The sequence below is a fragment of the Variovorax sp. H27-G14 genome, from assembly GCF_046156345.1.
In the GTDB taxonomy this organism is placed as follows: domain Bacteria; phylum Pseudomonadota; class Gammaproteobacteria; order Burkholderiales; family Burkholderiaceae_C; genus Variovorax.
The window spans coordinates 45,933-70,195 of the sequence record NZ_JAYLVN010000018.1 but is presented as its reverse complement, the minus strand read 5'-3'; the positions used below and the strand labels follow the sequence as shown (position 1 = coordinate 70,195).

General features: G+C 67.7%; 26 protein-coding genes. 16 read left to right on the top strand and 10 right to left on the bottom strand.

The window, feature by feature from the left end:
* Window positions 1–20 precede the first annotated feature (20 nt).
* Window positions 21–785 carry an AraC family transcriptional regulator gene (locus VLK31_RS28965; RefSeq protein ID WP_409172001.1) on the bottom strand — a complete coding sequence of 255 codons (765 nt, stop codon included), beginning with the start codon at window positions 783–785 and terminating at the stop codon, window positions 21–23.
* Window positions 786–913: 128 nt separating this feature from the next.
* Between VLK31_RS28965 and VLK31_RS28960 the strand changes: the two genes are divergently transcribed.
* Together VLK31_RS28960 and VLK31_RS28955 are read left to right on the top strand one after the other, a co-directional pair.
* Window positions 914–1,732 (top strand): sulfite exporter TauE/SafE family protein, encoded by an 819-nt coding sequence (locus tag VLK31_RS28960; RefSeq protein WP_409171937.1) that lies wholly within the window; start codon window positions 914–916, stop codon window positions 1,730–1,732.
* A gap of 74 nt (window positions 1,733–1,806) precedes the next feature.
* Window positions 1,807–2,535, top strand: a complete 729-nt coding sequence (locus VLK31_RS28955) for a glutathione S-transferase (RefSeq protein WP_409171936.1) — start codon at window positions 1,807–1,809, stop codon at window positions 2,533–2,535.
* A gap of 13 nt (window positions 2,536–2,548) precedes the next feature.
* On the opposite strand, the gene VLK31_RS28950 is transcribed toward VLK31_RS28955, so the two are convergent.
* Window positions 2,549–3,046: a hypothetical protein gene (locus VLK31_RS28950; protein ID WP_409171935.1), complete on the bottom strand. Its 498-nt coding sequence runs from the start codon at window positions 3,044–3,046 to the stop codon at window positions 2,549–2,551.
* 97 nt (window positions 3,047–3,143) lie between these two features.
* Here VLK31_RS28950 and VLK31_RS28945 point away from each other — a divergent pair, with 97 nt between their 5' ends.
* The gene (locus VLK31_RS28945) at window positions 3,144–4,055 is read left to right on the top strand and encodes a LysR family transcriptional regulator (RefSeq protein ID WP_409171934.1); all 912 of its coding nucleotides are present in this window, start codon (window positions 3,144–3,146) and stop codon (window positions 4,053–4,055) included.
* On the top strand, window positions 4,052–4,588 hold the full coding sequence (locus VLK31_RS28940) for an RNA 2'-phosphotransferase (RefSeq protein WP_409171933.1): 537 nt from the start codon (window positions 4,052–4,054) through the stop codon (window positions 4,586–4,588). The genes VLK31_RS28945 and VLK31_RS28940 overlap by 4 nt, the downstream gene beginning before the upstream one ends.
* Here the strand turns inward: VLK31_RS28940 and rsmI are convergent.
* Window positions 4,585–5,553 carry a 16S rRNA (cytidine(1402)-2'-O)-methyltransferase gene (gene rsmI, locus VLK31_RS28935; RefSeq protein WP_409171932.1) on the bottom strand — a complete coding sequence of 323 codons (969 nt, stop codon included), beginning with the start codon at window positions 5,551–5,553 and terminating at the stop codon, window positions 4,585–4,587. The two genes, VLK31_RS28940 and rsmI, sit on opposite strands and share 4 nt — an antisense overlap.
* Window positions 5,554–5,599: 46 nt before the next feature.
* On the opposite strand from rsmI, the gene VLK31_RS28930 reads away from it, so the two are divergent.
* From VLK31_RS28930 to VLK31_RS28920, 3 genes are all read left to right on the top strand, one after another.
* Entirely contained in the window at window positions 5,600–5,986 is a 387-nt protein-coding gene (locus tag VLK31_RS28930; RefSeq protein ID WP_409171931.1) for a YraN family protein, read from the top strand.
* A 119-nt stretch (window positions 5,987–6,105) separates the two neighbouring features.
* Window positions 6,106–6,750 carry an SIS domain-containing protein gene (locus VLK31_RS28925; protein ID WP_409171930.1) on the top strand — a complete coding sequence of 215 codons (645 nt, stop codon included), beginning with the start codon at window positions 6,106–6,108 and terminating at the stop codon, window positions 6,748–6,750.
* Complete coding sequence (locus VLK31_RS28920) at window positions 6,747–7,535, top strand: BON domain-containing protein (RefSeq protein ID WP_409171929.1); 789 nt, start codon at window positions 6,747–6,749, stop codon at window positions 7,533–7,535. The genes VLK31_RS28925 and VLK31_RS28920 overlap by 4 nt, the downstream gene beginning before the upstream one ends.
* Before the next feature lie 57 nt (window positions 7,536–7,592).
* Here VLK31_RS28920 and VLK31_RS28915 read toward each other — a convergent pair whose 3' ends face one another.
* Window positions 7,593–8,501 carry an NAD(P)-dependent oxidoreductase gene (locus VLK31_RS28915; protein WP_409171928.1) on the bottom strand — a complete coding sequence of 303 codons (909 nt, stop codon included), beginning with the start codon at window positions 8,499–8,501 and terminating at the stop codon, window positions 7,593–7,595.
* Window positions 8,502–8,587: 86 nt separating this feature from the next.
* Between VLK31_RS28915 and VLK31_RS28910 the strand changes: the two genes are divergently transcribed.
* Both VLK31_RS28910 and VLK31_RS28905 read left to right on the top strand, forming a co-directional pair.
* On the top strand, window positions 8,588–9,082 hold the full coding sequence (locus VLK31_RS28910) for a MerR family transcriptional regulator (protein ID WP_409171927.1): 495 nt from the start codon (window positions 8,588–8,590) through the stop codon (window positions 9,080–9,082).
* Window positions 9,079–10,629, top strand: a complete 1,551-nt coding sequence (locus VLK31_RS28905; RefSeq protein ID WP_409171926.1) for an MFS transporter — start codon at window positions 9,079–9,081, stop codon at window positions 10,627–10,629. The genes VLK31_RS28910 and VLK31_RS28905 overlap by 4 nt, the downstream gene beginning before the upstream one ends.
* 25 nt (window positions 10,630–10,654) lie before the next feature.
* On the opposite strand, the gene VLK31_RS28900 is transcribed toward VLK31_RS28905, so the two are convergent.
* Complete coding sequence (locus VLK31_RS28900; protein ID WP_409171925.1) at window positions 10,655–11,791, bottom strand: PilT/PilU family type 4a pilus ATPase; 1,137 nt, start codon at window positions 11,789–11,791, stop codon at window positions 10,655–10,657.
* A gap of 29 nt (window positions 11,792–11,820) precedes the next feature.
* The gene (locus VLK31_RS28895) at window positions 11,821–12,864 is read right to left on the bottom strand and encodes a type IV pilus twitching motility protein PilT (RefSeq protein ID WP_409171924.1); all 1,044 of its coding nucleotides are present in this window, start codon (window positions 12,862–12,864) and stop codon (window positions 11,821–11,823) included.
* Window positions 12,865–12,915: 51 nt separating this feature from the next.
* Between VLK31_RS28895 and VLK31_RS28890 the strand changes: the two genes are divergently transcribed.
* The gene (locus VLK31_RS28890; protein ID WP_409171923.1) at window positions 12,916–13,626 is read left to right on the top strand and encodes a YggS family pyridoxal phosphate-dependent enzyme; all 711 of its coding nucleotides are present in this window, start codon (window positions 12,916–12,918) and stop codon (window positions 13,624–13,626) included.
* 12 nt (window positions 13,627–13,638) lie between these two features.
* On the opposite strand, the gene VLK31_RS28885 is transcribed toward VLK31_RS28890, so the two are convergent.
* Entirely contained in the window at window positions 13,639–14,106 is a 468-nt protein-coding gene (locus tag VLK31_RS28885; RefSeq protein ID WP_409171922.1) for an Lrp/AsnC ligand binding domain-containing protein, read from the bottom strand.
* 433 nt (window positions 14,107–14,539) lie between these two features.
* A complete protein-coding gene (locus VLK31_RS28880; protein ID WP_409171921.1) occupies window positions 14,540–14,962 on the bottom strand; it encodes a hypothetical protein in 423 nt (140 codons plus the stop codon).
* 217 nt (window positions 14,963–15,179) lie between these two features.
* Here VLK31_RS28880 and VLK31_RS28875 point away from each other — a divergent pair, with 217 nt between their 5' ends.
* From VLK31_RS28875 to VLK31_RS28860, 4 genes are all read left to right on the top strand, one after another.
* On the top strand, window positions 15,180–16,451 hold the full coding sequence (locus VLK31_RS28875) for a Glu/Leu/Phe/Val family dehydrogenase (protein ID WP_409171920.1): 1,272 nt from the start codon (window positions 15,180–15,182) through the stop codon (window positions 16,449–16,451).
* A 34-nt stretch (window positions 16,452–16,485) separates the two neighbouring features.
* On the top strand, window positions 16,486–17,007 hold the full coding sequence (locus VLK31_RS28870; protein WP_409171919.1) for an alpha-ketoglutarate-dependent dioxygenase AlkB family protein: 522 nt from the start codon (window positions 16,486–16,488) through the stop codon (window positions 17,005–17,007).
* 126 nt (window positions 17,008–17,133) lie between these two features.
* Window positions 17,134–17,760, top strand: coding sequence for a nucleoside/nucleotide kinase family protein (locus VLK31_RS28865; RefSeq protein ID WP_409171918.1), 627 nt, complete (start codon window positions 17,134–17,136; stop codon window positions 17,758–17,760).
* 95 nt (window positions 17,761–17,855) lie between these two features.
* Window positions 17,856–18,566, top strand: coding sequence for a DUF2242 domain-containing protein (locus tag VLK31_RS28860; RefSeq protein ID WP_409171917.1), 711 nt, complete (start codon window positions 17,856–17,858; stop codon window positions 18,564–18,566).
* A gap of 23 nt (window positions 18,567–18,589) precedes the next feature.
* Here VLK31_RS28860 and rocF read toward each other — a convergent pair whose 3' ends face one another.
* Complete coding sequence (gene rocF, locus VLK31_RS28855) at window positions 18,590–19,510, bottom strand: arginase (protein WP_409171916.1); 921 nt, start codon at window positions 19,508–19,510, stop codon at window positions 18,590–18,592.
* 1 nt (window position 19,511) lies between these two features.
* A complete protein-coding gene (locus VLK31_RS28850) occupies window positions 19,512–21,569 on the bottom strand; it encodes a prolyl oligopeptidase family serine peptidase (RefSeq protein WP_409171915.1) in 2,058 nt (685 codons plus the stop codon).
* Window positions 21,570–21,756: 187 nt separating this feature from the next.
* Between VLK31_RS28850 and VLK31_RS28845 the strand changes: the two genes are divergently transcribed.
* A complete protein-coding gene (locus VLK31_RS28845; protein WP_409171914.1) occupies window positions 21,757–23,538 on the top strand; it encodes a WS/DGAT/MGAT family O-acyltransferase in 1,782 nt (593 codons plus the stop codon).
* Between the two features lie 167 nt (window positions 23,539–23,705).
* Window positions 23,706–24,263 (top strand): hypothetical protein, encoded by a 558-nt coding sequence (locus VLK31_RS28840; RefSeq protein ID WP_409171913.1) that lies wholly within the window; start codon window positions 23,706–23,708, stop codon window positions 24,261–24,263.

Here is a 24,263-nt window from a genome sequence, read left to right as displayed (position 1 = left end):
GATGGCGCAGCACCCCAGCGCTACGCCATCCCGAAATGCGAAGGCGGCCGCCCCAGCGCTTTGCGGAACATCGTCGAAAACGCACCCGGGCTGTCGTACCCCATGTCCAGCGCCACCGCGGTCACCGGCTCGCCCACGGCCAGCCGCGACAGCGCCACCAGCACGCAAGCCCGCTGGCGCCACTTGCCGAAGGACATGCCGGCCTCCAGGCTGAAGCGCCGGTTGAAGGTGCGCTCGCTCACGTTCAGCTTTGCAGCCCACGCGGACGGCGCCGCGTGCACGTCGGGCTGGCGCAGAAAGTTCACGCACAGGGTGGCCAGCGCCGCGTCGCGCGGCAGCGGCACGTGCAGCGGCAGCACCTCTGCGCGCGCCAGTTCGTGCAGCACCAGGCGCATGAGCACGCCGTCGCGGCCCTGTTTGTCGTAGATGGCGGGCAGATCGACCGCCTCCATCAACAGCTGGCGCAGCAGCGGCGACACGTTCAGCACCTGGCACTGGTCGCCCTGGCGCGGCACGGCGCGCGGCGCGATGTAGAGGCTGCGCGTGCTCACGCCGAGCATGCGCACCCGGTGCGGCTTGCCGGCCGGAATCCATACGCCGCGCTGCGGCGGCACCACCCAGGCGCCGTCGTCGCAGCCGACCTCCATCACGCCCGTGGCGCCGTACAGAAACTGCGCGCGGCGGTGGCTGTGCGTGGGCAGCAGGTGGCCCGGCGGGTAGTCGGTGCCGATGGCCAGCACCGGGCGGTCGATGGCGTCGACGGTGTCGATGGAGATGTTGCGCATCGCGAAGCAGCCCGTGGCGGGGTTGGCCGAAATGAAAACATCATTGTCGAACATGCGCAAGCGAGCCAGGCTATGGCGGCCTATCTTCAAGGCCTTCTCTTTGTTTCAACGCCTGCTGGAGTGTCTTCGTGTCGATCTATCTTGTGCTTGCGCTTTTCGGTGGCCTGGCGGGCGTCACCACCGTGCTGTTCGGTTTCGGTGGCGGCTTTGTCGTGGTGCCTTTGCTGTACCGCGCCCTGGTGCTGGCGCACGGCGCGGACAGCGCCATCGGCCAGTCGGCCATGCACATCGCGGTGGCCACCTCCACCTGCGTGATGATCGTCAGCGCATCGCTGGCCACGCGGCGCCATCAGCGCGCCGGCACGCTCGACTGGGCGATAGTGCGGCCGCTGCTGGGCTTCATCGGCATTGGCGCGGTGGTGGGGGCCGCGCTGGCCGTGGCCGCCAGCGGCGAGTGGGTGCGCTGGGCCTTCATTGCCTACCTGGGCCTGACGATCCTCGATTGCCTGTTCCGCCCCGGCTTCATGACGCGTGACACGGTGGCCGTGGCGCGGCCGCTGTCGCGCGCCGTTGCCACGGTCGGCAGCTTTGTCATCGGGCTGGTCGCGGCCTTTCTAGGGGTGGGCGGCAGCGTGATGACGGTGCCGTTGATGCGCCGCCGCGGCATCGACATGACGAGCGCCACCGCCATGGCCAACCCGCTGTCGCTGCCCATCGCATGGGCCGGCACGGCCACCTACATGGCGCTGGCGTGGCGCTCGACCTCGGCGCTGCAGGGCTGGCACATCGGCTATGTCGACGTGCCCGCGTTCGCCGCGCTGGTCGCGGGCTCGCTGGTGGGCGTGCGCGTGGCGGCGCCGCTCATCGGCCGCATGCCGGACCGCGTGCACACCTGGGGCTACATCGCGCTGCTGGTGTTGGTGCTCGCGGGCATGGTGCTGCGCTGACGGCGTACGTAGGCGGAGTTCGGCTCTTGCGCCCGGCCGGTTGCGGTGCCGCGCCTGGCCTGACACCATGCCGCATGCCATACCAACTCCATTACTGGCCCACCATCCAGGGCCGCGGCGAATTCGTGCGGCTCGCACTCGAGGCGGCCGGCGCCGACTATGTCGATGTGGCGCGCCTGCCCGGCGCGAAGGGCGGCGGCGAGTCCGCGCTGGGCGAGCGGCTGGACGACCCCAACAACGCACGCCCCGCCTTCGCACCGCCGTTTCTGGTGGACGGCGACATCGTGGTCGGGCAAACCGCCGCAATCTTGCTGTACCTCGGCCCGCGCCTCGGCCTGGCGGGCGTGGGCGAGTCCGACGGGCTGTGGACGCACCAACTGCAACTGACCATTGCCGACGCGGTGGCCGAGGCGCACGACACGCACCACCCCATCTCGTCAGGCGCCTACTACGAAGACCAGCGCGATGCCGCCGAGCAGCGCGCCAAGGCCTTCCGCGACGAGCGCATTCCCAAGTTCCTGAACTGGTTCGAGCGCGTGCTGCAGCGCAACCCCGCGGGCAGCCTGCATCTGGTGGGCGACACGCTGACCTATGCGGACCTGTCGCTGTTCCAGCTGATCGACGGGCTGCACTACGCCTTTCCTAAAGCCACCGCGCGGGCACTGGCCGCCACGCCAGCGGTCGAAAAGCTGCACGACAACATCAAGCGCCGCCAGCGCGTGCACGACTACCTGCAGAGCCCGCGCCGCATCGCGTTCAACGAAGACGGCATCTTCAGGCGCTACGCGGAGCTGGACGGTTAGGCGCGCTGCCTCGTCAGTCAATGAGCGCCGCCGCATCTTTCCACGCGGGCAGCAGCACCAGCCCCTGCACCGTCACCGGCTTGCGCTGCGGGCCGAACAGGTAGCGGTTGGCAACAACGCCTTCGAGGTGGTGCAGCACATCGGTGCGGTCGTCGATGAAGTGCGTGATGTGCAGTTGCCGGCAGTGGTCGGCCTTCTGTGGCCGCTGCAGGCAGAAGCGCAGGTTGTCGGGTGCGATGCCGGTGCGCTCGAAAAAGCGGTGATGCCGAAGCCACGCACGGCTCTTGGCCTGCACGCTGGGCCCGCATTTCGACACCAGCCACACGCGGCCTTCGAACCGGTCGACCAGCGGCGCGACGGCGTCGAACATGCCTTCGTAAGGCGGGGTGTCGAGCGCGTTCTGCAGCGAGCCGTCGATGAAGGCGGTGTCCGCGCCGTTGGCGCCTTCGGCTGCGATGAGCACGCGGCCGATGTCGATGCCCAGCCGGGAGATGGTTTGCTTGTTTTTCATTTCTTGTTCCTCTGTGTGTGAATGCAGACGAATCGTAGAAACGAAGCCCATCATCAGGAACTACTGATATTGAAGGTGCTATCCATAAAATGGATAGATGGACAGCCCACACGTTCCGCACATTCCACGCACCAACCTCGACGCACTGCAGTCATTCGCCGTGTTCGCCGACACGCTGAACTTCAGCGAGTCCGCGCGCCTGCTGCACATCAGCCAGCCGGCTTTGCACGCCAAGGTGCGCAAGCTGTCGGAGCAGCTCGGTACCAAGCCGTATGTGCGCGTGGGCAGCGCGCTCCAGCTCACGCGCGCGGGCGAGCAGGTGGCGCGGCATGCGCGCGAGTTGCTCATGCTCAACCAGCGCTTCGTGAAAGGGCTGGCCGATGGGCAAGACCAGCCCGCCGTCACGCTGGCGGCGGGCGAGGGAGCGTACCTCTATTTGCTGGGCAAGGCGCTGTCGCAGTTCTCGGGGCCGGGCGCATCGCCGCACCTGCAGCTGCTCACACGCAACCGCGACGAGGCGATGCAGGCGGTGCGCGCGGGCCAGGCGCAACTGGGCATTGCGCCGTTGGGCACCGTGCCGGCGGACCTGCATGCGGTGCGCCTTACGGTGGTGGGACAGGTGCTGGTGGTGCCGCGCGCGCATGCGCTGGCGTCGCGCAAGTCGGTGCGTCTGCGGGACCTGAAGGGCGCGCAACTGATAGTGCCGCCCGCGGGCCGGCCGCACCGCGAACTGCTCGGGCGGCTTCTGCAGGCCGAGTCGGTGCCGTGGCAGCCGTCGCTCGAAGCCAATGGCTGGGAGCTGATGCTGCGCTTTGCCCAACTGGGCTTCGGGCTCACTGTTGTCAATGCCTGCTGCCGCATGCCCAAGGGGCTGGTGGCGGTGCCGCTGCTGGGCTATCCGCCGCTCGACTACCACCTGTTCCATGCGGCCGACCGGCCACCGGCCACGCATGTGCAGCGCCTGTGGAATGCGCTGCTGACGCACGCCGATCACTGGAAGACGACATGACCCCCGAAGACACGAGCAAGTTCATCGCCTATGTGCTGCGGCACGCGCCGGAGTCGGTCGGGTTGCGGCTCGACACGCAGGGGTGGGCAAGCATCGATGCGCTGGTGGCGGGCGCGGCGGCCGCGGGGCGCGACCTGGCCCGGGCGGATGTCTTGCACGCCATCGATTCAGGCAGCAAGAAGCGCTACGAGCTCTCGGCCGACGGGCAGCGGATTCGCGCGATGCAAGGCCATTCGACACCGCAGGTCAGCCGCAGCTTCGAGGCGGTTGCGCCGCCGGCGGTGCTCTTTCATGGAACGGCCACGCGCTTTCTCGATGCGATTCGCGCGCAGGGGTTGAAGCCGGGCTCACGCCAGCATGTGCACCTGTCCGCCGACGAGGCAACCGCCGTGCAGGTCGGGCAGCGCCATGGCAAGGCGCATGTGCTGCAGGTGCACGCGGGCCGCATGCATGCGCTGGGCCACGCCTTTCATCGTGCGGAAAACGGCGTGTGGTTGACCGACGCTGTGCCGCCCGAATTCTTGTCGGGCTAGCTTTCTTCTTCTTCTTCTTTTTCGTCCCCCGCGCCGTTGCGGATGCGCAGCGCGGTTTCATACAGCGTGTTGCGCGGCGCGCCGCTGATCTCCGCGGCCAGCTTCACCGCGGTTTTCACCGGCAGCTCGGCGAGCAGCAGACGCAGCACGCGCTCGCCTTCGGCGCCGTCGTCGCCGCTCACCGCCACGGGGTGCAGCGCGAGCGCGAATTCGCCGCGCGTGCGGTCGCGGTCGGCGCTGAACCATGCGGGCAGGGCGCTGGCCGCCACGGTGGCGATTTCCTCGAACTGCTTGGTGAGCTCGCGGCCCACGGTGACGCGGCGCTCGCCCAGCGCGGCCAGCGCGCGTGCCAGGGCTTCGATGCGGTGCGGTGCCTCCAGCAGCACGACAGCGCGCGGCTCCTGCAACAGGGCCTGCACGGCGGTGTCGCGCTCGCCGGCCTTGCTCGGCAAAAAGCCCGCGAAGACGAAGGCGCTGCTGGCGTTGCCGTCGCCGCCATCGGCCACCAGGCCAGCCGCGCCGACCAGCGTGGTGACGGCGCTTGCGCCCGGCAGCGGCAGCACGCGCTGGCCGGCCGCGCGCACGGCCGCGGCCAAGCGCGCGCCCGGGTCGCTCACGCCGGGTGTGCCGGCGTCGCTCACGTAGGCGATGCGCTCGCCTTGCGCGAGCCGCGCCACCACGGCCTGCGCGGCCTCCGCCTCGTTGTGCTGGTGCACGGCCAGCAGCCGCGAGCCGGGGCGGTCGATGCCGTAGGCGCGCAGCAGGGTCTGCGTGTGGCGCGTGTCCTCGCAGGCGATGGCGTCCACCAGCTGCAGCACATGCAGGGCGCGCAGCGTGATGTCCGCCAGGTTGCCGATCGGCGTGGCGACGACGTAGAGGGTGCCCTGCGGATAATGCTGTGCACCCGCGGCGTCGTGCGCGGCCGCAAGGGCGGCGCCGAAAGAAGCAGGGGCGAGTGAAGCCAAGAGGTTTCTCCGACAGAACGAACAAGAAGATTGCAGGCAGGGAGCCATGAAGACCAACCCAACCACAAAGACCACGAAGCATCGCGGCGATGCGGCGGAAGACGCCGCGCTCGACCACCTGCAGGACGCCGGCCTGATGCTGGTCGCGCGCAATTATCGGACGCCCGGGCGCGGCGGCGGCGAGATCGACCTGATCATGCGCGACCCGCGCCATTCGCCGGAAGGCACCCTGGTGTTCGTCGAGGTCCGCCAGCGCAGCACCGCCACGCACGGCGGCGCGGGCGGCAGCATCACCACGCTGAAGCAGCGTCGCATCGTGTTTGCCGCGCAGCATTACCTGAGCCGGCTGCGCACGGTGCCACCGTGCCGTTTCGACGTGGTGCTGGTGGAGGAGAAAATCACCTGGCTTCAGGGCGCATTCGATGCCGCCTGAAGTCGCCTGAAAGTCGCCCTGACGCGACCTGATTCCCCGCGTGGGGGAACCGAAGCCTCGGCCCTCGGCTCCACCACTTACACGTCTTGTTTCACAACCCCCAGTTATCATCGCGCCCCATGCTCGAGCAACGGATTCAGCAGCACTTCATTGACAGTGCCGACCTCAAATACCAGACCGGACCGGTCCTCAGCAAACCCATCTCTCAAGCGATGCAGGCCCTTCTGGCCTGTGTGACCAGCGGCGGCAAAGTGCTGGCCTGCGGTTCCGGCGTGTCGGGCCTGCTGGCGGCGCAGTTTGCAGCGCAGTTCGTGGGCCGCTTCGAACGCGAACGGCCAGAGCTGGGCGCCATCGCGCTGCCCGGCGACCCTACCGACCCCTCGGCCGACGGCGCCGGCGCCATGGATGCCGACCGCTTCGCCCGCCAGGTGCGCGCGCTCGGCCAGGCCGGCGACGTACTGCTGGCGCTCAGCGCCAGCGGGCAATCGGCGGCGGTGCTGAGCGCGGTGGCGGCCGCGCACGAGCGCGACATGACCGTGGTGGCGCTGCTGGGCAACGCGGTGTCGGGGCCGCCTTCGGCACCCGGCGCGGGCCACAGCGGCTCGGGCGGTGCCATTGGCCGCGCGCTGCGCGAAACCGATGTGCAGATCAACGTGCCGCACGAGCGTGCGGCGCGCATTCACGAAATCCACCAGATCGCGCTGCATTGCCTGTGCGACGGCGTGGATGCCCAGTTACTCGGAGAACAGGAAGTTTCCTCATGACCTTCAAGACCATGACGACGACGTCGACCCAACGCCTTGCCCTCGCACTCACCCTGGGTGCCGCACTGGTAGGCGGCCTTTCCGCCTGCGTGCCGCTCGTCGTGGGCGGCGCGGCGGTGGTGGGCGTGGGCATGGTGGCGACCGACCGCCGCAGCTCGGGCGCCCAGCTGGACGACCAGGGCATCGAGCTGCGCGCCGCCGCCCGCGTGCGCGACATCGCCAACGACAACATGTACGTGAGCGTCACCAGCTACAACCGCCAGGTGCTGCTGACCGGCGCCGTGGGCAGCGATGCCGACCGCCGCCGCGTGGAAGACGAAGTGAGCCGCATCGTGAACGTGCGCTCGGTGGTGAACGAGCTGACCGTGGGCGCGTCGAGCACCTTCCAGGACCGCTCGACCGACCTGTACGTCACCGGCAAGGTGAAGGCCTCGCTGCTCGACGCGAAGGACATCTTCGCCAACTCGTTCAAGGTGGTGACCGAGCGCGGCGTGGTCTACCTGATGGGCATCGCCACCCGGCGCGAGACCGACCGCGCGAGCGAGATCACGCGTGGCGTGACCGGCGTGGTGAAGGTGGTGCGCGTGGTCGAGGTGGTGTCGGAAGCCGACCTGGCGGCCAGCCAGGCGGCGAACCAGGCCGCGGCGCAGCGCGGCGGCCAGGGCCCGGCACCGGTGACGTCTGCGTCGCCTTCGACACCGTCGTCTTCATCCTCTTCGCGTGTGCCGCTGCCGCCGATGGAGCCGCTGCCCGCGAGCGGCGCAACGACTTCGCCGATCCGCTGAACCAGCGCTGAAGCGAAAGAAACGCTGAATTGAAAAAGCCCGCTGAGCGGGCTTTTTTCATTTGAGGCGGGTGATCAGGCTGGAGGTGTCCCAGCGCTTGCCGCCGGCCTGTTGCACGTCGGCATAGAACTGGTCGACCAGCGCCGTCACCGGCACGCGCGCGCCGTTGCGCTTGGCCTCGTCGAGCACCAGGCCCAGGTCCTTGCGCATCCAGTCGACCGCAAAGCCGTAGTCGAACTTGCCCGCGATCATGGTCTTGCCGCGGTTTTCCATCTGCCAGCTCTGGGCCGCGCCCTTGCTGATGACGCCCAGCACGGCCTCCATGTCGAGCCCGGCGCGCTGGCCGAAGGCAATGGCCTCCGACAGGCCCTGCACCAGGCCCGCAATGGCGATCTGGTTGACCATCTTGGCCAGCTGGCCGGCGCCGCTTTCGCCCAGCAGCGTGACCGCGCGCGCAAACGCCATGGCCACCGGCTTGATGCGCTCGAACACGGCCGCGTCGCCGCCGCACATGACGGTGAGGGCGCCGTTCTGCGCGCCGGCCTGGCCGCCCGAGACCGGCGCGTCGATGAAGTGCAGGCCCAGCGCCTGCGCCGCCTTCGACAGTTCGCGCGCCACGTCGGCCGAGGCGGTGGTGTGGTCGACGAAGGTCGCGCCCGGCTTCATGCCGGCGAAGGCGCCGTCGTCGCCCAGCACCACGCTGCGCAGGTCGTCGTCGTTGCCGACGCAGCAGAACACGATGTCGGCGCCGGCCGCCGCTTCGCGCGGCGTGGGGGCATGGCGGCCGGGGGCGCCGAATTCGGTGGCCCAGGCCTGCGCCTTGGCGGGCGTGCGGTTATAGACCGTGACGGTGTGGCCGGCCTTGGCCAGGTGACCGGCCATGGGGCCGCCCATCACGCCCAGGCCGAGAAAGGCCACGGTCTGCGCGGGGACGGATTCGTAGGTGCGGGGGTTGATGCTGCTCATGGGGCGACAGCTTAAAGCCATTCCGCCGCAGGTGCGATCGCCTCAACCTGTACGTGAACGTACAGGTTTGGATACGATGGGCCGTCATGACAGCCACCTCTGCCACTGCATCTCCCTCCAGCGCCATCACCGTGCGCGATGCCGCGGCCCGCCTGGACGTCACCCCGCGCACGCTCAAGTACTACGAAGAACTGGGCATCGTGGTGCCGGTGCGCAGCGAAGGCGGTTACCGCCTGTACGAGCAGGCCGACCTGGACAAGCTGGCGCGCGTGCTGCGCATGCGCTCGCTGGGCTTCTCGCTCACGGCCATCACCACGATGCTGCAGCAGCCGATGGAGGCGCCCGCGGAAGGGGGCCGTCCGCGGCTGTCGAACGCCTCGCTCAAGACCTTGCGCGAAACCCTCACCGAGCAGCTGGCCACGCTCGACGCGCGCGTGGCCCAGGTCCGGCGCGAACTGAAGGAGGCGGGCGCGCTGCAGGCGCAGTTGCGGCGCGACCTCGACTACGTCGAGCGCCGCCTGGCCGGCGAGCCGGTGGAAGACGCGCTGGCGCAACGCCGCAAGGAGCGCCCGGCGCCATGAACTCCAACGCCCTGGCGTGGCCTTCGCGCGGCAGTGCCGCGGTGGCGCTGCTGCCCTGGGCCATCGGGCTGGTCACGGCCATCGACTATTTCGACAACGCGCTGTTCGCCTTCTTCGCCAGCTACATCGCCGGCGGCGTCAACGCCTCGCCCGACGAACCGGTGTGGGCCTCCAGCGCCTATGCGCTGGGCGCGGTGCTCGGCATTCTTCATCAGCATGCGTGGATCGAGCGGCTGGGCTACCGGCGCTACCTGGCCATCTGCATGTTCGCCTTCGCAGTGGGTGGGGTGGGCGCGGCGCTGTGCGACAGCGCGGTGCAACTGACCCTGGCGCGTGCCGTGCAGGGCTACTTCGTTGGTCCGATGCTGGGCGCCTGCCGCATCCTGATTCAGATCGGCATCGCACCTGCGCGCCGCGCCAAGGCGCTGAAGGCGTTCATGGTGCTGATCGTCTTCGGTGGCGCGCTGGCGCCGATTGCGGGCGCGTTTCTTGTCACGCATTTCGACTGGCGCTGGCTCTTTGCCAGCACCGCGCCGGTGGCCGCGCTCATCGGCCTGCTGGTGCTGTGGACGCTGCCCGACATCGGCGACGTGCCGGTGCACGAGCGCACCGAGCCGCACTACATTGCCTACGTGGTGTTCGCGCTGGCGCAGGCCGCGCTGCAGGTGGTGCTGACGCGCTCGCACTTCGAGCTGTTCACCGGCTCGCCCGCGCTCATCGGCCTCACGCTCACCGGCGTGGCGGGGCTGGCCTGGTTCGGCTGGCAGCAGTGGCGGCATCCCGCGCCGCTGGTGCGGCTGCATGCGTTGCGCAATGCGTCGTTTCGCGTGGGGCTGGCGCTGTACGTCGTTTATTACTACCTGTCGACGGGCTTCAGCTACCTGCTGCCGCGGCTGATGGAGGGCGGGCTCGGCTTCACCGTGGGCGACTCCGGCTACTTCACGGGCGGGGTGTCGCTGGCCACCGGGTTGCTGGTGTTCGTCTACCTCAAATATTCAGGGAGGCTGGCGCGCAAGAAGTGGCTCATCGTTACCGGCTTTGGTGTGGCGGCGCTGGCCGCGTGGTGGCTGTCGCGGCTCACGCCGCAGGCCGGGCGCGAGGCCTTGCTGCCTGCGCTGTTGCTGCGCGGGCTGCTGATGCTGTTCGTGGTGCTGCCCGTGGCCAACCTCACCTTCAAGCCCTTTGCGGCCGAGGAGTTCGCGCACGGCTACCGCCTGAAGAACCTGGTGCGCCAGCTCGCAATTTCGTTCGCCACCTCGTCGGTGATTGCGCTGCAGCAGCACCGCCTGGCGCTGCACGAGGTGCGCCTGAGCGAGTCGGCCAACCCGGCCAATGCCAGCTTCATGCAGGCGCTCGATGCGCTGACCCGTGGCTTTGTGGCGGTGGGCCATGCGGCCGGCGAGGCGCATGCCATGGCGCTGGCCACGCTCTACCGCACGCTCGAACAGCAGGCCACCTTCATGGCCTCGCTGGACGGGTTCACGGCAATGGCCGTGATTGCGCTGGTGGCGGGCGTGTTCGCCGCGTGGCAGCGCACGATCGACTGAAGCGCAGGGGCGGTGCCCCGCGCGCTCAGATGATCGCGAAGTGCTCCGTGCCCGCCGCCAGGTCGCTGCTGCGCGCGCGCTGGCTGTTCAGCTTGATCTGCAGCCGCAGGTCGTTGGCCGAGTCCGCGTTGCGGATGGCTTCGTCCAGCGTGATTGCGTGGCTCTCGAACAGGTCGAACAGCGCCTGGTCGAAGGTCTGCATGCCCAGGTTGCGGCTCTTCTTCATGATCTCCTTGATCTCGCCCACCTCGCCCTTGAAGATGAGGTCGGAAATCAGCGGCGTGTTCAGCAGCACTTCCACCGCGGCCACGCGGCCCTGGCCGTCTTCGGTGGGCACCAGGCGCTGCGACACCAGCGAGCGCAGGTTCAGCGACAGGTCCATCAGCAGCTGGGCGCGGCGTTCTTCGGGGAAGAAGTTGATGATCCGGTCCAGTGCCTGGTTGGCGCTGTTGGCGTGCAGCGTGGCCATGCACAGGTGGCCGGTCTCGGCGAAGGCCACGGCGTGCTCCATGGTTTCGCGGTCGCGAATTTCGCCCATCAGAATCACGTCGGGCGCCTGGCGCAGCGTGTTCTTCAGCGCCGCCTCCCAGCTGTCGGTGTCGATGCCCACTTCACGCTGCGTGATCACGCAGTTCTTGTGCGGGTGCACGAACTCGACCGGGTCTTCCACCGTCACGATGTGACCGAAGGAGTTTTCGTTGCGCCAGTCGATCATGGCCGCCAGCGTGGTCGACTTGCCCGAGCCCGTGGCGCCCACCATGATGGTGAGGCCGCGCTTGGTCATGGCCACGTCCTTCAGCACCTGCGGCATGCCCAGGCCGTCGATGGTCGGCAGCTTGGCGGGAATGGTCCGCAGCACCATGCCGACCTTGCCCTGCTGCACGAACGCGTTCACCCGGAAGCGGCCGATGCCGGTGGGCGAAATGGCGAAGTTGCACTCCTTGGTGCGCTCGAAATCGGCCGTCTGGCGGTCGTTCATGACCGAGCGGGTGAGCGCCAGCGTGTGCTGTGCGCCCAGCGCCTGCTGCGACACCTTGGTGACCTTGCCGTCGACCTTGATGGCGGGCGGAAAGTCGGCCGTGATGAACAGGTCGCTGCCGCTGCGGCTCACCATGAGCTTGAGCAGGTCGTTGATGAACTGGCTGGCTTGATCGCGTTCCATGATGTCGGTGCTCCGGAGGGCTTGGGGGGTCAGCCAGGGAAATTTTCGGGAATCTTCGCCTTGCCGCGGGCTTCCGCGGAAGAAATGGTGTTGCGCCGCACCAGCTCCGTGAGGTTCTGGTCGAGCGTCTGCATGCCCTGGCCCTGGCCGGTCTGGATGGTGGAGTACATCTGCGCCACCTTGGCCTCGCGGATCAGGTTGCGGATGGCCGGCGTGCCCAGCATGATCTCGTGCGCCGCCACGCGGCCCTGGCCGTCCTTGGTCTTGCACAGCGTCTGCGAGATCACGGCCTGCAATGACTCCGACAGCATGGCGCGGATCATTTCCTTTTCTTCGCCCGGGAACACGTCGATGATCCGGTCGATGGTCTTGGCGGCCGACGAGGTGTGCAGCGTGCCGAACACCAGGTGGCCCGTTTCGGCCGCGGTCATGGCCAGGCGAATGGTTTCGAGGTCACGCAGTTCGCCCACCAGAATGGCGTCGGGGTCTTCGCGCAGTGCCGAGCGCAGCGCGTTGGAGAACGACAGCGTCATCGGCCCCACTTCACGCTGATTGATCAGGCACTTCTTGGACTCGTGCACGAACTCGATCGGGTCTTCCACCGTGAGGATGTGGCCGTACTCGTTTTCGTTGAGGTAGTTCACCATGGCCGCCAGCGTGGTCGACTTGCCCGAGCCCGTGGGGCCCGTCACCAGCACCAGCCCGCGCGGCTTGAGCGCGAGTTCGCCGAAAATCTTGGGCGCGTTCAGCTGCTCCAGCGTCAGGATCTTCGAGGGAATGGTCCGGAACACCGCCGCCGCGCCACGCGCCTGGTTGAAGGCGTTCACCCGAAAGCGCGCCAGGCCGTCGATTTCGAAGGAGAAGTCGACCTCCAGGAATTCTTCGTAGTGCTTGCGGTGCGTGTCGCTCATGATGTCGTACACCATGGCGTGCACGCCCTTGTGATCGAGGGCGTCCACGTTGATGCGGCGCACGTCGCCGTTGACCCGGATCATGGGCGGAAGACCGGCGGAAAGGTGCAGGTCGGAGGCTTTGTTCTTGACGCTGAACGCCAGCAATTGGGTGATGTCCACAGGGCTCCTCGGCTCGGGTGCGGTGACGTTTTGATACGATTTTGGACGATTATGACGATGATTGGCGACGACCTCCAGCAAGTAAACAACCGGATCGCGCAGGCATGTGTAACGGCCGGGCGCAACCCGCGCGAGGTGCGGCTGCTGGCGGTGTCCAAGACCTTCGGGCCCGAGGCCGTGCGCGAGGCGCATGCGGCGGGCCAGCGGGCCTTTGGCGAGAACTATGTGCAGGAGGGGCTGGACAAGATCGAGGCGCTGGCCGACCTGCGCGCCAGCCTTCAGTGGCACTGCATCGGCCCTCTGCAAAGCAACAAGACGCGGCCCGTGGCGGAGCAGTTCGACTGGGTGCACAGCGTCGACCGGCTGAAGATTGCCGAGCGTCTGTCGGCCCAGCGGCCCACGCACCTGGCACCGCTCAATGTGTGCCTTCAGGTCAACGTGGACGGCGGTGCGAACAAGTCCGGCGTGCCGCCGCAGGAGGCCGTGGCGCTGGCCCGCGCTGTGGCGGCGTTGCCACAACTGCGCCTGCGCGGGCTCATGGCCATTCCGGAGCCGGCGGACGGGTTCGACGCGCAGCGTGAGTTGTTCGTGCGTGCGCATGCGGTGTTTCAGTCGATTCTTGACGCCGGTATTGCAGGTGCAGAACTCGACACGCTCTCGCTCGGCATGAGCGCGGACCTGGAGGCCGCCATCAGCGCGGGCAGCACGATGGTGCGGGTCGGCACGGCCATCTTCGGCGGGCGGGCGCGCAAGCCGGGCTGAGCCGGCGGGTGCTCAAATGCCCAGCGGCAGCCGGGCGCTGCTCTTGACCTCTTCCATCACCGCATAGGTGCGTGTTTCGCGCACACCGGGCAGTTGCCACAGCACGGTGCCGGCAAACTCGCGGTAGGCGGCCATGTCGGCCATGCGGGTCTTGAGCAGGTAGTCGAACCCGCCCGCGACCATGTGGCATTCCATGATTTCGTCGCGCACCTGCACGGCGGCCTTGAACTGGTCGAACACGTTGGGGGTGGTGCGGTCCAGCAGCACCTCGACGAACACGGTGAAACCACGGCTGAGTTTTTGCGGGTCGAGCCGCGCCTCGTAGCCGAGGATGAACCCGTCGCGCGTGAGCCGCTGCACGCGCGCCAGCACGGCGGTGGGCGACAGCGCCACGGCTTCGGCCAGCTTGAGGTTGGTGATGCGGCCGTCCTCCTGAAGGATCTTCAGCAGCCGGAGATCGATGCGGTCCAGGTCGAGCATCGGAGGATTATCCGGCGGGGGTATCGATTCGCGGCGGAAGATGCGGCCTATCGGTGCTGGCTATAGGAGATAGAACCAAGGAAGTGCCCTCGGCCTACCCTGTGGGGGCACTGGTTCGGGGTGTTCGTTCGGGCGCCGTTGTTCAGGGCGTGTGCACAGGCCGCCGGGTACTCCCCTCCGCGAATGTCCCCCGCTTCGCTCCTCCTTTATTTCGCTGCGGGGAGTACCCGACGCCCTGTGCACTGGACACGCTCGTTGTGATCGCACGATCAACGACCGCTCTGAATAACGCACACGCCGATGGGGTGCCTTGCGCAGCGAAATAAAGGAGGAGGGGCGAAGCCCCGGGGGACATTCGCGGAGCAAGGTACCCCGTCGGCGTGGGCGTCGCCCTGAACGAGACGCCCTGAACAGCGCGCCCCAAAACAAAGACCTATCGAACGGTAGTCTGCAACTGTCCTTGCGCCTGTGCCGCGACACGCCCGCTCATGTACTGAGCAGCAGCCTGCCGATAGCCAGGCTGCGCAACATCGGCCCCGGCTTCGCTGTTCTGCTTGGCCGCAAGACCCGACTGCATCCACAGACGCGTGTCCGCAGCGACCGCGGCGCGAGTGTTCGCCGACACCACCGCTGCCTGCTGCGCGATACCGTCCGTGTAGCCCTGCGTGGGCGCGGCCTTCAGCCACTGTTGCGTGTCGGACGCCACAGCCGCGCGGGCCACCGACGAAGTCGATGCCACCGGGCGCGGGTCGCCCTCGGCGTAGTTGCCGGCAAAGCTCGGGGCCGACACAGCGCACAGCAGCACGGCAATGGCAGCGGTGGCGTTCAGGCGGGTGGCGTTCGATGGCTTGGTCATTCTTGAAACTCCTTGAGGTTGCGGGTGATTGGTTGGTGAGCCCACTTTAGAAAACGCATCCTCCAGATCGATAACCCGTCGATGACCGTTCGGTCATGTGCGCATGCGCCGGGCTAAACGTCTCTTGCATAACCGTCAGCGCGCAGCGCATAAGCCATGGCGTCACGCGCGGGACAGGTCTATCGTTGCGCCCATCCGATCAACCTTGGGATTCCTCATGAGTGAAAAGCTCTCCTTCGTCAGCCCGACCGCCAACAGCCCGTGGGGCACGTACCTCTCGCAGGTCGACCGCGTGGTGCCGTACCTCGGCCCGCTCGCCCGCTGGGTCGAAACCCTGAAGCGCCCCAAGCGCGCGCTGATCGTGGACGTGCCCATCGAAATGGACGACGGCCGCATCGCCCACTACGAGGGCTACCGCGTGCAGCACAACATGAGCCGCGGCCCGGGCAAGGGCGGCGTGCGCTTCCACCCCGACGTCACGCTCGAAGAAGTGATGGCCCTGTCGGCCTGGATGACCATCAAGACCGCCGCGGTGAACCTGCCCTACGGCGGCGCCAAGGGCGGCATTCGCGTCGACCCCAAGAAGCTGTCGCAGAACGAACTCGAGAAGATCACGCGCCGCTACACCAGCGAGATCGGCATCATCATCGGCCCGCACACCGACATTCCCGCGCCCGACGTCAACACCAACGGCCAGATCATGGCCTGGATGATGGACACCTATTCGATGAACACCGGTGGCACCGCCACCGGCGTCGTCACGGGCAAGCCGCTGCACCTGGGCGGTTCGCTCGGCCGTGTGAAGGCCACCGGCCGCGGCGTGTTCGTCACCGGGCGTGAAGCCGCCCGCCGACTGGGCATGGACCTGCGCGGCGCGCGCATTGCCGTGCAGGGGTTCGGCAACGTGGGCTCGGTCGCGGCCGAACTGTTCGCGGAAGCCGGCGCCAAAATTGTCGCGGTGCAGGACCACACCGGCACCATCGTCAACAGCAACGGGCTGGACCTGGCCACGCTGATTCCCATTGCCAACAAGGACGGCGTGATCGCCTTCAAGGGCGGCGACGTGGTGCCCAACGACGCCTTCTGGGACACCGCCTGCGACATCCTGATTCCGGCCGCCCTCGAAGGCCAGATCACCGCCGAGCGCGCGCAAAAAACCACCGCCAAGCTGGTGCTCGAAGGCGCCAACGGCCCCACGGTGCCCACGGCCGACGACATCCTGGCCGAGCGCGGCGTGCTGGTGGTGCCCGACGTGATCTGCAACGCCGGCGGCGTGACGGTGAGCTACTTCGAATGGGTGCAGGACTTCTCGTCGTTCTTCTGGGACGAGGACGAGATCAACGTGCGCCTGGACCGCATCATGATGAACGCGCTCAACCAGATCTGGGACACGGCGGACAAGCACAAGATCACGCTGCGCACCGCCACCTATGCGGTGGCTTGCGAGCGCATTCTGATGGCGCGCCAGGAACGCGGCCTGTATCCCTGATCGCGCGGTCGCGGTCCTTGTATCCTGCGGGCTCATGAACGGCCCGCCCCTCCATCTCGATTCCGCGTTCGTCGCGTCGCCCGATGCCCTTTTCGAATGGCTCGGTGCCGCGGTGACGTGGGATGAGCGCATGAAGGCGCGCAAGACGGCCAGCTTCGGCGTTCCCTACAACTACTCGCAAATCGCTTACGAGCCGGTGCCGATGCCCGCAGAGCTCGACGCCCTCTGCGGTCAGATTGAAGCCAAGCTTGGGTTTCGTCCGAACAACTGCCTGCTGAACCACTACGTGGACGGCGCGTCGTCGATGGGATTTCATTCCGATTCCAGTGAAGCGCTCGCGCCCGGCACCGGCGTGGCCATCGTCTCCGTCGGCAGCACCCGGACGATCACGTATCGCAGCAAGGCCGACAGCGCCGTTCGCTTCGACTACCCGCTGCCCCACGGCTCCTTGCTGTACATGTCGGATGCCGTTCAGCAGGAGTGGCTGCATGCGATTCCCAAGGCCGATAGCGTTGGCGAGCGCATCAGCCTGACGTTCCGCGCGATCCTGAAATGACCTGAGCACGCGTGCGCTATCTTCGATCGGGTAGTGGCTTGCTTCGTCGGCGCGGAAAGCGTTCCGTCGGACCGCTCGGCCGAAGCAAAATCCTGCCTGAACGGCGACTTTCCTGAGCTCATCACCATGAATACTGTTGGCGCCGTCGAGAACACTCGCATTCAGAACCTGCTTGCCGATGGACGGCGCAAATTGCTCGGCCTTGTGGGCGCGCCGGGAGCCGGCAAGTCCACGGTCGCCGCGGCCCTGAAATCGATGCTGGGCGACCGCGCCCAGGTCGTGCCGATGGACGGCTTTCACCTTGCCAATGTCGAGCTGCAACGGCTCGGCCGCGCCGGCCGCAAGGGCGCACCCGACACCTTCGACAGCACCGGCTACGTCGCCTTGCTGCAGCGCCTGCGCGAGCAGCGCCCCGATGGCGACATCGTCTACGCCCCCGAGTTCCGCCGCGAGATCGAAGAGCCGGTGGCCGGCGCCATCGCCGTGCTGCCGACGACGCAACTCGTCATCACCGAAGGCAACTACCTGCTGCACGACGTCGGCCCCTGGGCCGGTGCGGCAGCGCTGCTCGACGAGGTCTGGTACGTGGACATCGACGACGCCCTGCGCGAAGAGCGCCTGGTGAAGCGCCATCAGCAGTTCGGCCGCAGCGCCGAAGAAGCGCGCGCCTGGGTGGCGAGCACCGACGCGCCCAATGCGCGGCTGATTGCGGCGACGCGGGTGCGCGCGCAGCACGTGCTGGCCTGGTCCTGAAAATCTTGTGGGTGCAGGGGAACGCCGGCGCTTGTCGGCGCTCGAAGCCTTGCCGGCACGGGACGCCGGTTAGCATTTGCCGCTCCATGCAGACCATGCCTCTCACTTCAAAATTTTCTTTCGTCCGCGCCCCGGCTTTGCTGCTGGGCCTGGTCTCTGCTCTGTTGCTCGCCGGCTGCGGCACCAGTTCGCGACGCGTCACCTACGAGCCCGAAGCCTTCGGCTCGACCACCACCCACACCCGCAACTACGAGGCCACCGAGGCCCAGACCTGCGAGGCCGCGCGCCGCGCGCTGCTGAGCCAGGGCTACATGATCACCGCGGCCAATGCCGATCTGGTGACCGGGCGCAAGAGCTTTCAGCCGGCCGCCGAGGTGCATGTGGAGGTCGAGTTCCGCATCGTCTGCGCGCTGGAGAGCACCCGCGGCGGCAAGTCGACCAAGAGCACCGTGGCCTTTGCCACCGCGCTGCAGGACCGCTACGGCATCAAGAAGGTCAACAACTCCGCCAGCGTGGGCGTGGGCGCGATCGGCTCGCTGTCGCTGCCGTTCTCCGCCAGCGACGACGCCATGGTGAAGGTGGCCAGCGAAACGCTGACCGACGAGCGCTTCTACGACCGCTTCTTTGCGCTGCTCGACCGTTTCCTCGATGGACCGGACGGGGAGGGCGAAGCCGAGGCGCCCGCCGAAGTGCCGGCCGGCGCACCGGCCGCCAGGGCGCCCGCCGCAACCACGTCGCCCGCTGCGCCGCCTGCGGCCGCACCGGTCATGACCTTTCCGGTGACTTCCTCGCCGAGCCGGGGTTAACGAGCCGGGGTTGAGCGCGGCGCTCAACGCACCAGCGTCGACTTGCCGAACAGGCTCTCGATGAGTTCCACCGCCACCTCGGCCGTCTGGTTGCGTACGTCCAGCGCCGGGTTCAGTTCCACCACGTCGACCGAACCCAGGCGCCCGGTGTCGGAGATCATTTCCATGCACAGCTGCATCTCGCGGTAGGTCGGCCCGCCGCGCACGCCGGTGCCCACGCCGGGCGCAATGTTTGGGTCGAGGCAGTCGAGGTCGAAGCTCACATGCAGGTGCGTGTCTTCGTCCACGTCCTGCAGCGCCTCGGTCATGGTGGTGCGCATGCCGTGCTCGTCGATGTGGCGCATGTCGAACACGGTCAGGCCCAGCGTGCGAATGGCTTCCTTCTCGTCGCTGTCCACGCTGCGGATGCCGATGAAGCGAATGGCGTCGCTGCGCAGCGCGGCGCGCTCGCCGCTCCAGCCCGTGAGCACGGCCGGCCCATGGCCCAAAAGGCACGACACGGGCATGCCGTGCAGGTTGCCGCTGGGGCTCGTGGTTTCGGTGTTGACGTCGGAGTGCGCGTCCAGCCACAGCACGCGCAGCTTCTTGCCGCGCTGGCGGGCATGCCAGGCCGCCGCGCTGATCGAGCCGATGGCCAGGCAGTGGTCGCCGCCCAGCATCACCGGCACGTGGCCGGCGCCCAGAGCACTGTCGACGCTCGCGTACACCGAGCGGTTCCACGCGATCACCTCGTCCAGGTGGCGCAGCCCGTTGGCCGGCGGCGCCCAGGGGGTGGCGGGGCCCGCGAGGTTGCCGCGGTCGACCACGGCAAAGCCCTGGTGCACCAGCGCCTCCGCCAGGCCCGCCACGCGCAGCGCGTCGGGCCCCATGCCGGCGCCGCGCACGCTGGCGCCGATGTCGGTCGGCGCGCCGATCAGTTCGAGAGTCACGTTGGCGTTGCTCATTTCAGTTCCTCAGGTGATGCCACAGGTAGGCATAGCCCAGCGCGTCCATGAAGGCGGACTCCTTGTTGTCCGTGGCCGCGCTGTGGCCGCCTTCCATGTTCTCGTAGAAGCGGCTCTCATGGCCCAGCGCCACCATCTTCGCGTGCATCTTGCGCGCATGCACCGGGCCCACGCGGTCGTCGCGCGTGGAGGTGGTGAACAGGGCCGGCGGGTAGCTCTGGCCCGCCCTGGCGTTCTCGTAGGGAGAGAAGGTCTTGATGAACTCCCATTCGTCGGGCTGCTCGGGGTCGCCGTATTCCGCGATCCACGAGGCGCCGGCCGACAGCTGCGTGTAGCGGCGCATGTCGAGCAGCGCCACCTCGCTCACGATGGCGCCGTACAGCTGCGGGTACAGCGTGAGCATGTTGCCCATCAGCAGGCCGCCGTTGCTGCCGCCCATGGCGCCCAGGTGCGCGGGCGAGGTGATGTTGCGCGCAATGAGGTCTTGCGACACGGCCGCGAAGTCCTCGCAGGTGCGCAGCCGGTTCTCCTGCAGCGCGGCCTGGTGCCAGCGCGGGCCGTACTCGCCGCCGCCGCGGATGTTGGCAATGACGTACACGCCGCCCTGCTCCAGCCACGCACGGCCGATGCTGCCGCTGTAGCTGGGCTGCAGCGAGATCTCGAAGCCGCCGTAGGCGTACTGCAGCGTCGGGTTCTTGCCGTTGGCCTGCAGGTCCTTGGCGGCAATCTCGAAGTAGGGCACGCGGGTGCCGTCCTTCGAGCTGACGAAGTGCTGGCTCACCCGGTAGCGCGACGCATCGAAGAAGGCGGGGCTGTCTTTCAGCACCTGCGGCTCGCCCTGGCCGATGGTGCCGATGTACAGCGTGGTCGGCTGCAGAAAGCCGCTCACGGTCAAAAAGTAGTCGTCGTTCTCGTCCTCGTCGATGCCGCCCGCCGCAATGGTCGAGAGCGCCGGTGCGCCGCCCAGGCTTTCGCGCTTCCACGGGCCCTTGCCGTCCGCGGGCGGCGTGAGCACCTCCAGCCGGTTCACCACGTCGTGCATCACGTTGACGATCAGGTGGTGGCGCGTCCATGAATGGCTGTCCAGCGCGGTGGTGTCGTCGGGCTCGAACAGCACGGTGAGTTCGCGCTTGCCCGCCATGTAGTCGTCGAACCTGGTGGCCAGCAGCGAGCCCGAGCGGTAGGTGGCGCCGCCCACGGTCCAGTCGGTGCGCGGCTCTATCAGCATCCACTCGCGCGTGATCTCGGCCAGCGAGTCGTCGGGCACGTCGATCTTGGCGAGCGTGCCGTCGACGCCGCGCAGCCAGGTCTCGCTTTCGTAGAAGTCCATCTGGCGCGAAACGAAGTCGCGCTCGAAGCCGGGTGTGTTGTCGCGGTAGGCGCCCACGGACATGTCCTCGTGCAGGCCTTCGTACACGGTCACCGCGCTGGCCAGCGGCGTGCCACGCTGCCACTGCTTCACGATGCGCGGGTAGCTGGAGCTGGTCATGGAGCCGGGGCCGAAGTCGGTGGCCACGTAGAGGTGGTCGATGTCTTTCCAGCCCACGTGGTTCTTGGCTTCGGGCAGCGTGAAGCCGCCTTCGACGAAGCGGCCCGTTTCCAGGTCGAACTCGCGCACCACGTCGGCATCGGCGCCGCCGCGCGACAGCGAGACGAGGCAGCGCTTGTAGTCGGGGTCGAGGCAATCGGCACCGTGCCAGACCCAGTTTTCCTTGTCGGCGGCGGCCAGCGCGTCGAGGTCGAGCACGGTTTCCCAGGCGGGCTGCGGCTTGCGGTATTCGTCCAGCGTGGTGCGGCGCCACAGGCCCTTCGGATGGTCCTTGTCGCGCCAGAAGTTGTAGAAGCGCGCGCCAATCTTGCGCACCATCGGAATGCGATCGTTCGAGTCGAGCACCTCCAGAATGCCCTGCTGGAGCGCCTCGAACGTGGGTGACTGCGCATACGCCTGCACGGTGAGCGCGTTCTGCTCGCGCGCCCATGCGAGCTGCTTGTCGCCGTCGATGTCTTCGAGCCAGAGATGGTCGTCCTGGGGCTGCTGCGGGGGGAGGCTGGATGTCATGGGCTCAGTGTACGGAGCCTGTGTGAAAGAAGGCCTGAACAAGGCCCTGCGTCGGGTTGCTCCGGGCAAACCCGTGTCTTTCAGGTGCCTTGCCCCCGGTGGAAACACTGAAGAACACGGGGCCCACGAACGCGATGCCCGCGCTATCCTGCCCCACGGCGCATGCCCCACCTAGGAGACACGACACATGAAACACCTGAGCGGTCTTGATGCCACCTTCCTGCACCTGGAAACGCCGGAGATGCCCATGCACGTGGGCTCCCTGAACGTGCTCGACCTGCCCAAGGGCTACAAGGGCGACTTCTACGAAGACGCCAAGAGTTTCATGGCCAGCCGCATTCACCTGGCCGACGTGTTCACGCGCAAGCTCGCGCTGATGCCCTTCGACATGTCCAACCCGGTGTGGGTGGACGACGAGGACATCGACCTCGACTACCACGTGCGCCACATCACGCTGCCCAAGCCCGGCACCAACCGGCAGTTGCAGCAGTACGTGGCGCGGCTGCATTCCACGCTCATCGACCGCAGCCGCCCGATGTGGGAGTTCTTCATCATCGACGGCCTGCAGAGCGGCCAGGTGGCGCTCTACACCAAGGTGCACCACGCGGGCATCGACGGGCAGGCCGGCGTGGAACTGGGCAAGGCCATCTTCGACCTCGAGGCCACGGGCCGCGTGGTGAAGCCGCCGCGCTCGCGACCGCGCGGCAACGGCTACCAGCTGGGCATGGCCGAGCTGGCCACCGCGGCGCTGCGCAACACGGCGCAGCAGTACGTGAAGCTCTTCAAGATGGCGCCGGCCATTGCGCGCGCCATCGGCGGGCTGGCCAGGCCCGACGAAAAGGCGGCCGACAAGAGCACAGTGGCCGCGCCCAAGAAGTTCAACCTCTTCGCGCCGCGCACCTCGCTCAACGTGTCGATCACCAACCAGCGCACCTTTGCCGGGCGCACCATCTCGCTGGCCGAGACCAAGTACCTTGCCAAGCATTTCGGCGTGTCGCTCAACGACGTGGTGCTGGCCACGGTGGCCGGCGCGCTGCGCCACTACCTGGCCGACAACAACGAGCTGCCGGCCAAGCCGCTGGTGGCCGGCGTGCCGGTGAGCCTGCGCGAGGCGGGCGACCAGACCGCCAACAACCAGGCCAGCATGATTCTGGTGAGCCTGGCCACCGACATCACCGACCCGGTGCAGCGGCTGAAGGCGATCAACGCATCGTCGAACTCATCCAAGTCGACCATGAACCGCTTCAAGGCGGTGGTGCTGGACGACTTTCCGACCTTTGCCGCGCCGTGGCTGGTGTCGGGCATCGCGTCGATGGTGGGGCGCTCGGGCCTGGTCAACCTGCTGCCGCCGGCGGCCAACGTGGCCATCTCCAACGTGGCGGGCGCGCCGTTCCCCATGTACTTTGCGGGCGCGCTGGTCACCTGCTACTACCCGGTGTCGATCGCCAGCCACGGCACCGCCCTCAACGTGACGGTGCAGAGCTACAACGGCCGCATGGACTACGGCCTGATCGCGTGCCGGCGCGCCGTGCCCGACATCACCGAGATCGGCGACTACATGCTGGCCGAGCACAAGCTGCTGATGGAACTGGCGCAGAAGCACCCGTCCGCCGCTGGTGCGGCGCCAGCGCCGGTGCCGCCGAAGACCGTGGAAGAGCCGGTGGACGACGAGCAACCCGTGGCCGCCGTGGCGGTGAAAAGAAAGCCTGCTGCGCGCAAGACGGCGCCGGTGAAGGTTGCAGCAAGGAAGGCTGCGGTGAAGGCGGTGGTGAAGGCGCCAGTGAAGGCCCCGGTGAAAGCGGCAGTCAAACAGGCAGCGAAGGCTCCGGCCAAAGTTGCGGTCAAGGCCCCGGTCAAGGCTGCGGCGAAGAAGACCCCCGCCAAGGCCGCACCCAAGTCGCCAGCCCGCAAGGCCGCACCGGCCGCGCCTGCCCAGCGTTCGCGCGCGGCACGGGCTTCCGCGGCATGAGCGGCACGAGCGGCGCGTGCGCCCGGCCCGCAGAAAATTGGGGCAGTTGGACTAGTTTTCCAACCGTTCTAGCTTTCCCAGCCTAGGCCCCGCGGAAGAAGATAGGCCCATCGCGATCGACAGACACCCGTTTCCTTCGCGAGCCCATCCACTTCAAGGAAATCACCATGTCCACGCAAACCACCATCGCCTCCGCAGCCGTTCACGTCGTTGGCCAATACAACGACGCGGGCAAGACCCTGGTCGGCGCCTACCGCACCGGCGTGCACCGCCTGCTGGGCGGCGCCGCTTCGCGCTACAGCAACTTTCTGGGCAGCCGCCAGATTCCGCTGGTGAGCGAACAGGTGAAGGCCAACCTGATTGGCGCGCAGGAAAAGATCAACGGTTTTCTCGCCAACCGCCTGGACATCGACACCAGCCGCATCGTGTCCGTGATGGACCGCATGGCCGCCGGCACCACCACCGGCATCGAGTCGGTGGCCGGCCGCGTGGCACGTGTCGAATCGCCGATGGCCACCAAGGTGATCAACGCCCTGGGCGCGCTGAACCAGCCGATCGCCACCGTCTCGGTGCAGATTGCCGACAAGATCGCTGCCGGCACCAAGCAGATCGAAGCCCGTGTGAGCGGCGCCGAAGAAGCCAAGCCGGTTCGCACGGTGAAGGCCAAGGCCGCTGCAGCCGTCAAGAAGCCGGTTCGCCGCGCTGCCGCCCGCAAGGCGGCCTGA

Bases quoted from the DNA above. Each gene is read 5' to 3' on its own strand.
- VLK31_RS28845 (WP_409171914.1), top strand. From the start codon at position 21,757: ATGAAACACCTGAGCGGTCTTGATGCCACCTTCCTGCACCTGGAAACG.
- VLK31_RS28870 (WP_409171919.1), top strand. From the start codon at position 16,486: ATGAACGGCCCGCCCCTCCATCTCGATTCCGCGTTCGTCGCGTCGCCC.
- VLK31_RS28905 (WP_409171926.1), top strand. From the start codon at position 9,079: ATGAACTCCAACGCCCTGGCGTGGCCTTCGCGCGGCAGTGCCGCGGTG.
- VLK31_RS28955 (WP_409171936.1), top strand. From the start codon at position 1,807: ATGCCATACCAACTCCATTACTGGCCCACCATCCAGGGCCGCGGCGAA.
- VLK31_RS28945 (WP_409171934.1), top strand. From the start codon at position 3,144: ATGGACAGCCCACACGTTCCGCACATTCCACGCACCAACCTCGACGCA.
- rocF (WP_409171916.1), bottom strand. From the start codon at position 19,510: ATGAGCAACGCCAACGTGACTCTCGAACTGATCGGCGCGCCGACCGAC.
- VLK31_RS28885 (WP_409171922.1), bottom strand. From the start codon at position 14,106: ATGCTCGACCTGGACCGCATCGATCTCCGGCTGCTGAAGATCCTTCAG.
- VLK31_RS28900 (WP_409171925.1), bottom strand. From the start codon at position 11,791: ATGGAACGCGATCAAGCCAGCCAGTTCATCAACGACCTGCTCAAGCTC.
- VLK31_RS28875 (WP_409171920.1), top strand. From the start codon at position 15,180: ATGAGTGAAAAGCTCTCCTTCGTCAGCCCGACCGCCAACAGCCCGTGG.
- VLK31_RS28840 (WP_409171913.1), top strand. From the start codon at position 23,706: ATGTCCACGCAAACCACCATCGCCTCCGCAGCCGTTCACGTCGTTGGC.
- VLK31_RS28915 (WP_409171928.1), bottom strand. From the start codon at position 8,501: ATGAGCAGCATCAACCCCCGCACCTACGAATCCGTCCCCGCGCAGACC.
- VLK31_RS28950 (WP_409171935.1), bottom strand. From the start codon at position 3,046: ATGAAAAACAAGCAAACCATCTCCCGGCTGGGCATCGACATCGGCCGC.
- VLK31_RS28940 (WP_409171933.1), top strand. From the start codon at position 4,052: ATGACCCCCGAAGACACGAGCAAGTTCATCGCCTATGTGCTGCGGCAC.
- VLK31_RS28890 (WP_409171923.1), top strand. From the start codon at position 12,916: ATGACGATGATTGGCGACGACCTCCAGCAAGTAAACAACCGGATCGCG.
- VLK31_RS28965 (WP_409172001.1), bottom strand. From the start codon at position 785: ATGCGCAACATCTCCATCGACACCGTCGACGCCATCGACCGCCCGGTG.
- VLK31_RS28880 (WP_409171921.1), bottom strand. From the start codon at position 14,962: ATGACCAAGCCATCGAACGCCACCCGCCTGAACGCCACCGCTGCCATT.
- VLK31_RS28865 (WP_409171918.1), top strand. From the start codon at position 17,134: ATGAATACTGTTGGCGCCGTCGAGAACACTCGCATTCAGAACCTGCTT.
- VLK31_RS28920 (WP_409171929.1), top strand. From the start codon at position 6,747: ATGACCTTCAAGACCATGACGACGACGTCGACCCAACGCCTTGCCCTC.
- VLK31_RS28850 (WP_409171915.1), bottom strand. From the start codon at position 21,569: ATGACATCCAGCCTCCCCCCGCAGCAGCCCCAGGACGACCATCTCTGG.
- VLK31_RS28925 (WP_409171930.1), top strand. From the start codon at position 6,106: ATGCTCGAGCAACGGATTCAGCAGCACTTCATTGACAGTGCCGACCTC.
- VLK31_RS28930 (WP_409171931.1), top strand. From the start codon at position 5,600: ATGAAGACCAACCCAACCACAAAGACCACGAAGCATCGCGGCGATGCG.
- VLK31_RS28860 (WP_409171917.1), top strand. From the start codon at position 17,856: ATGCCTCTCACTTCAAAATTTTCTTTCGTCCGCGCCCCGGCTTTGCTG.
- VLK31_RS28910 (WP_409171927.1), top strand. From the start codon at position 8,588: ATGACAGCCACCTCTGCCACTGCATCTCCCTCCAGCGCCATCACCGTG.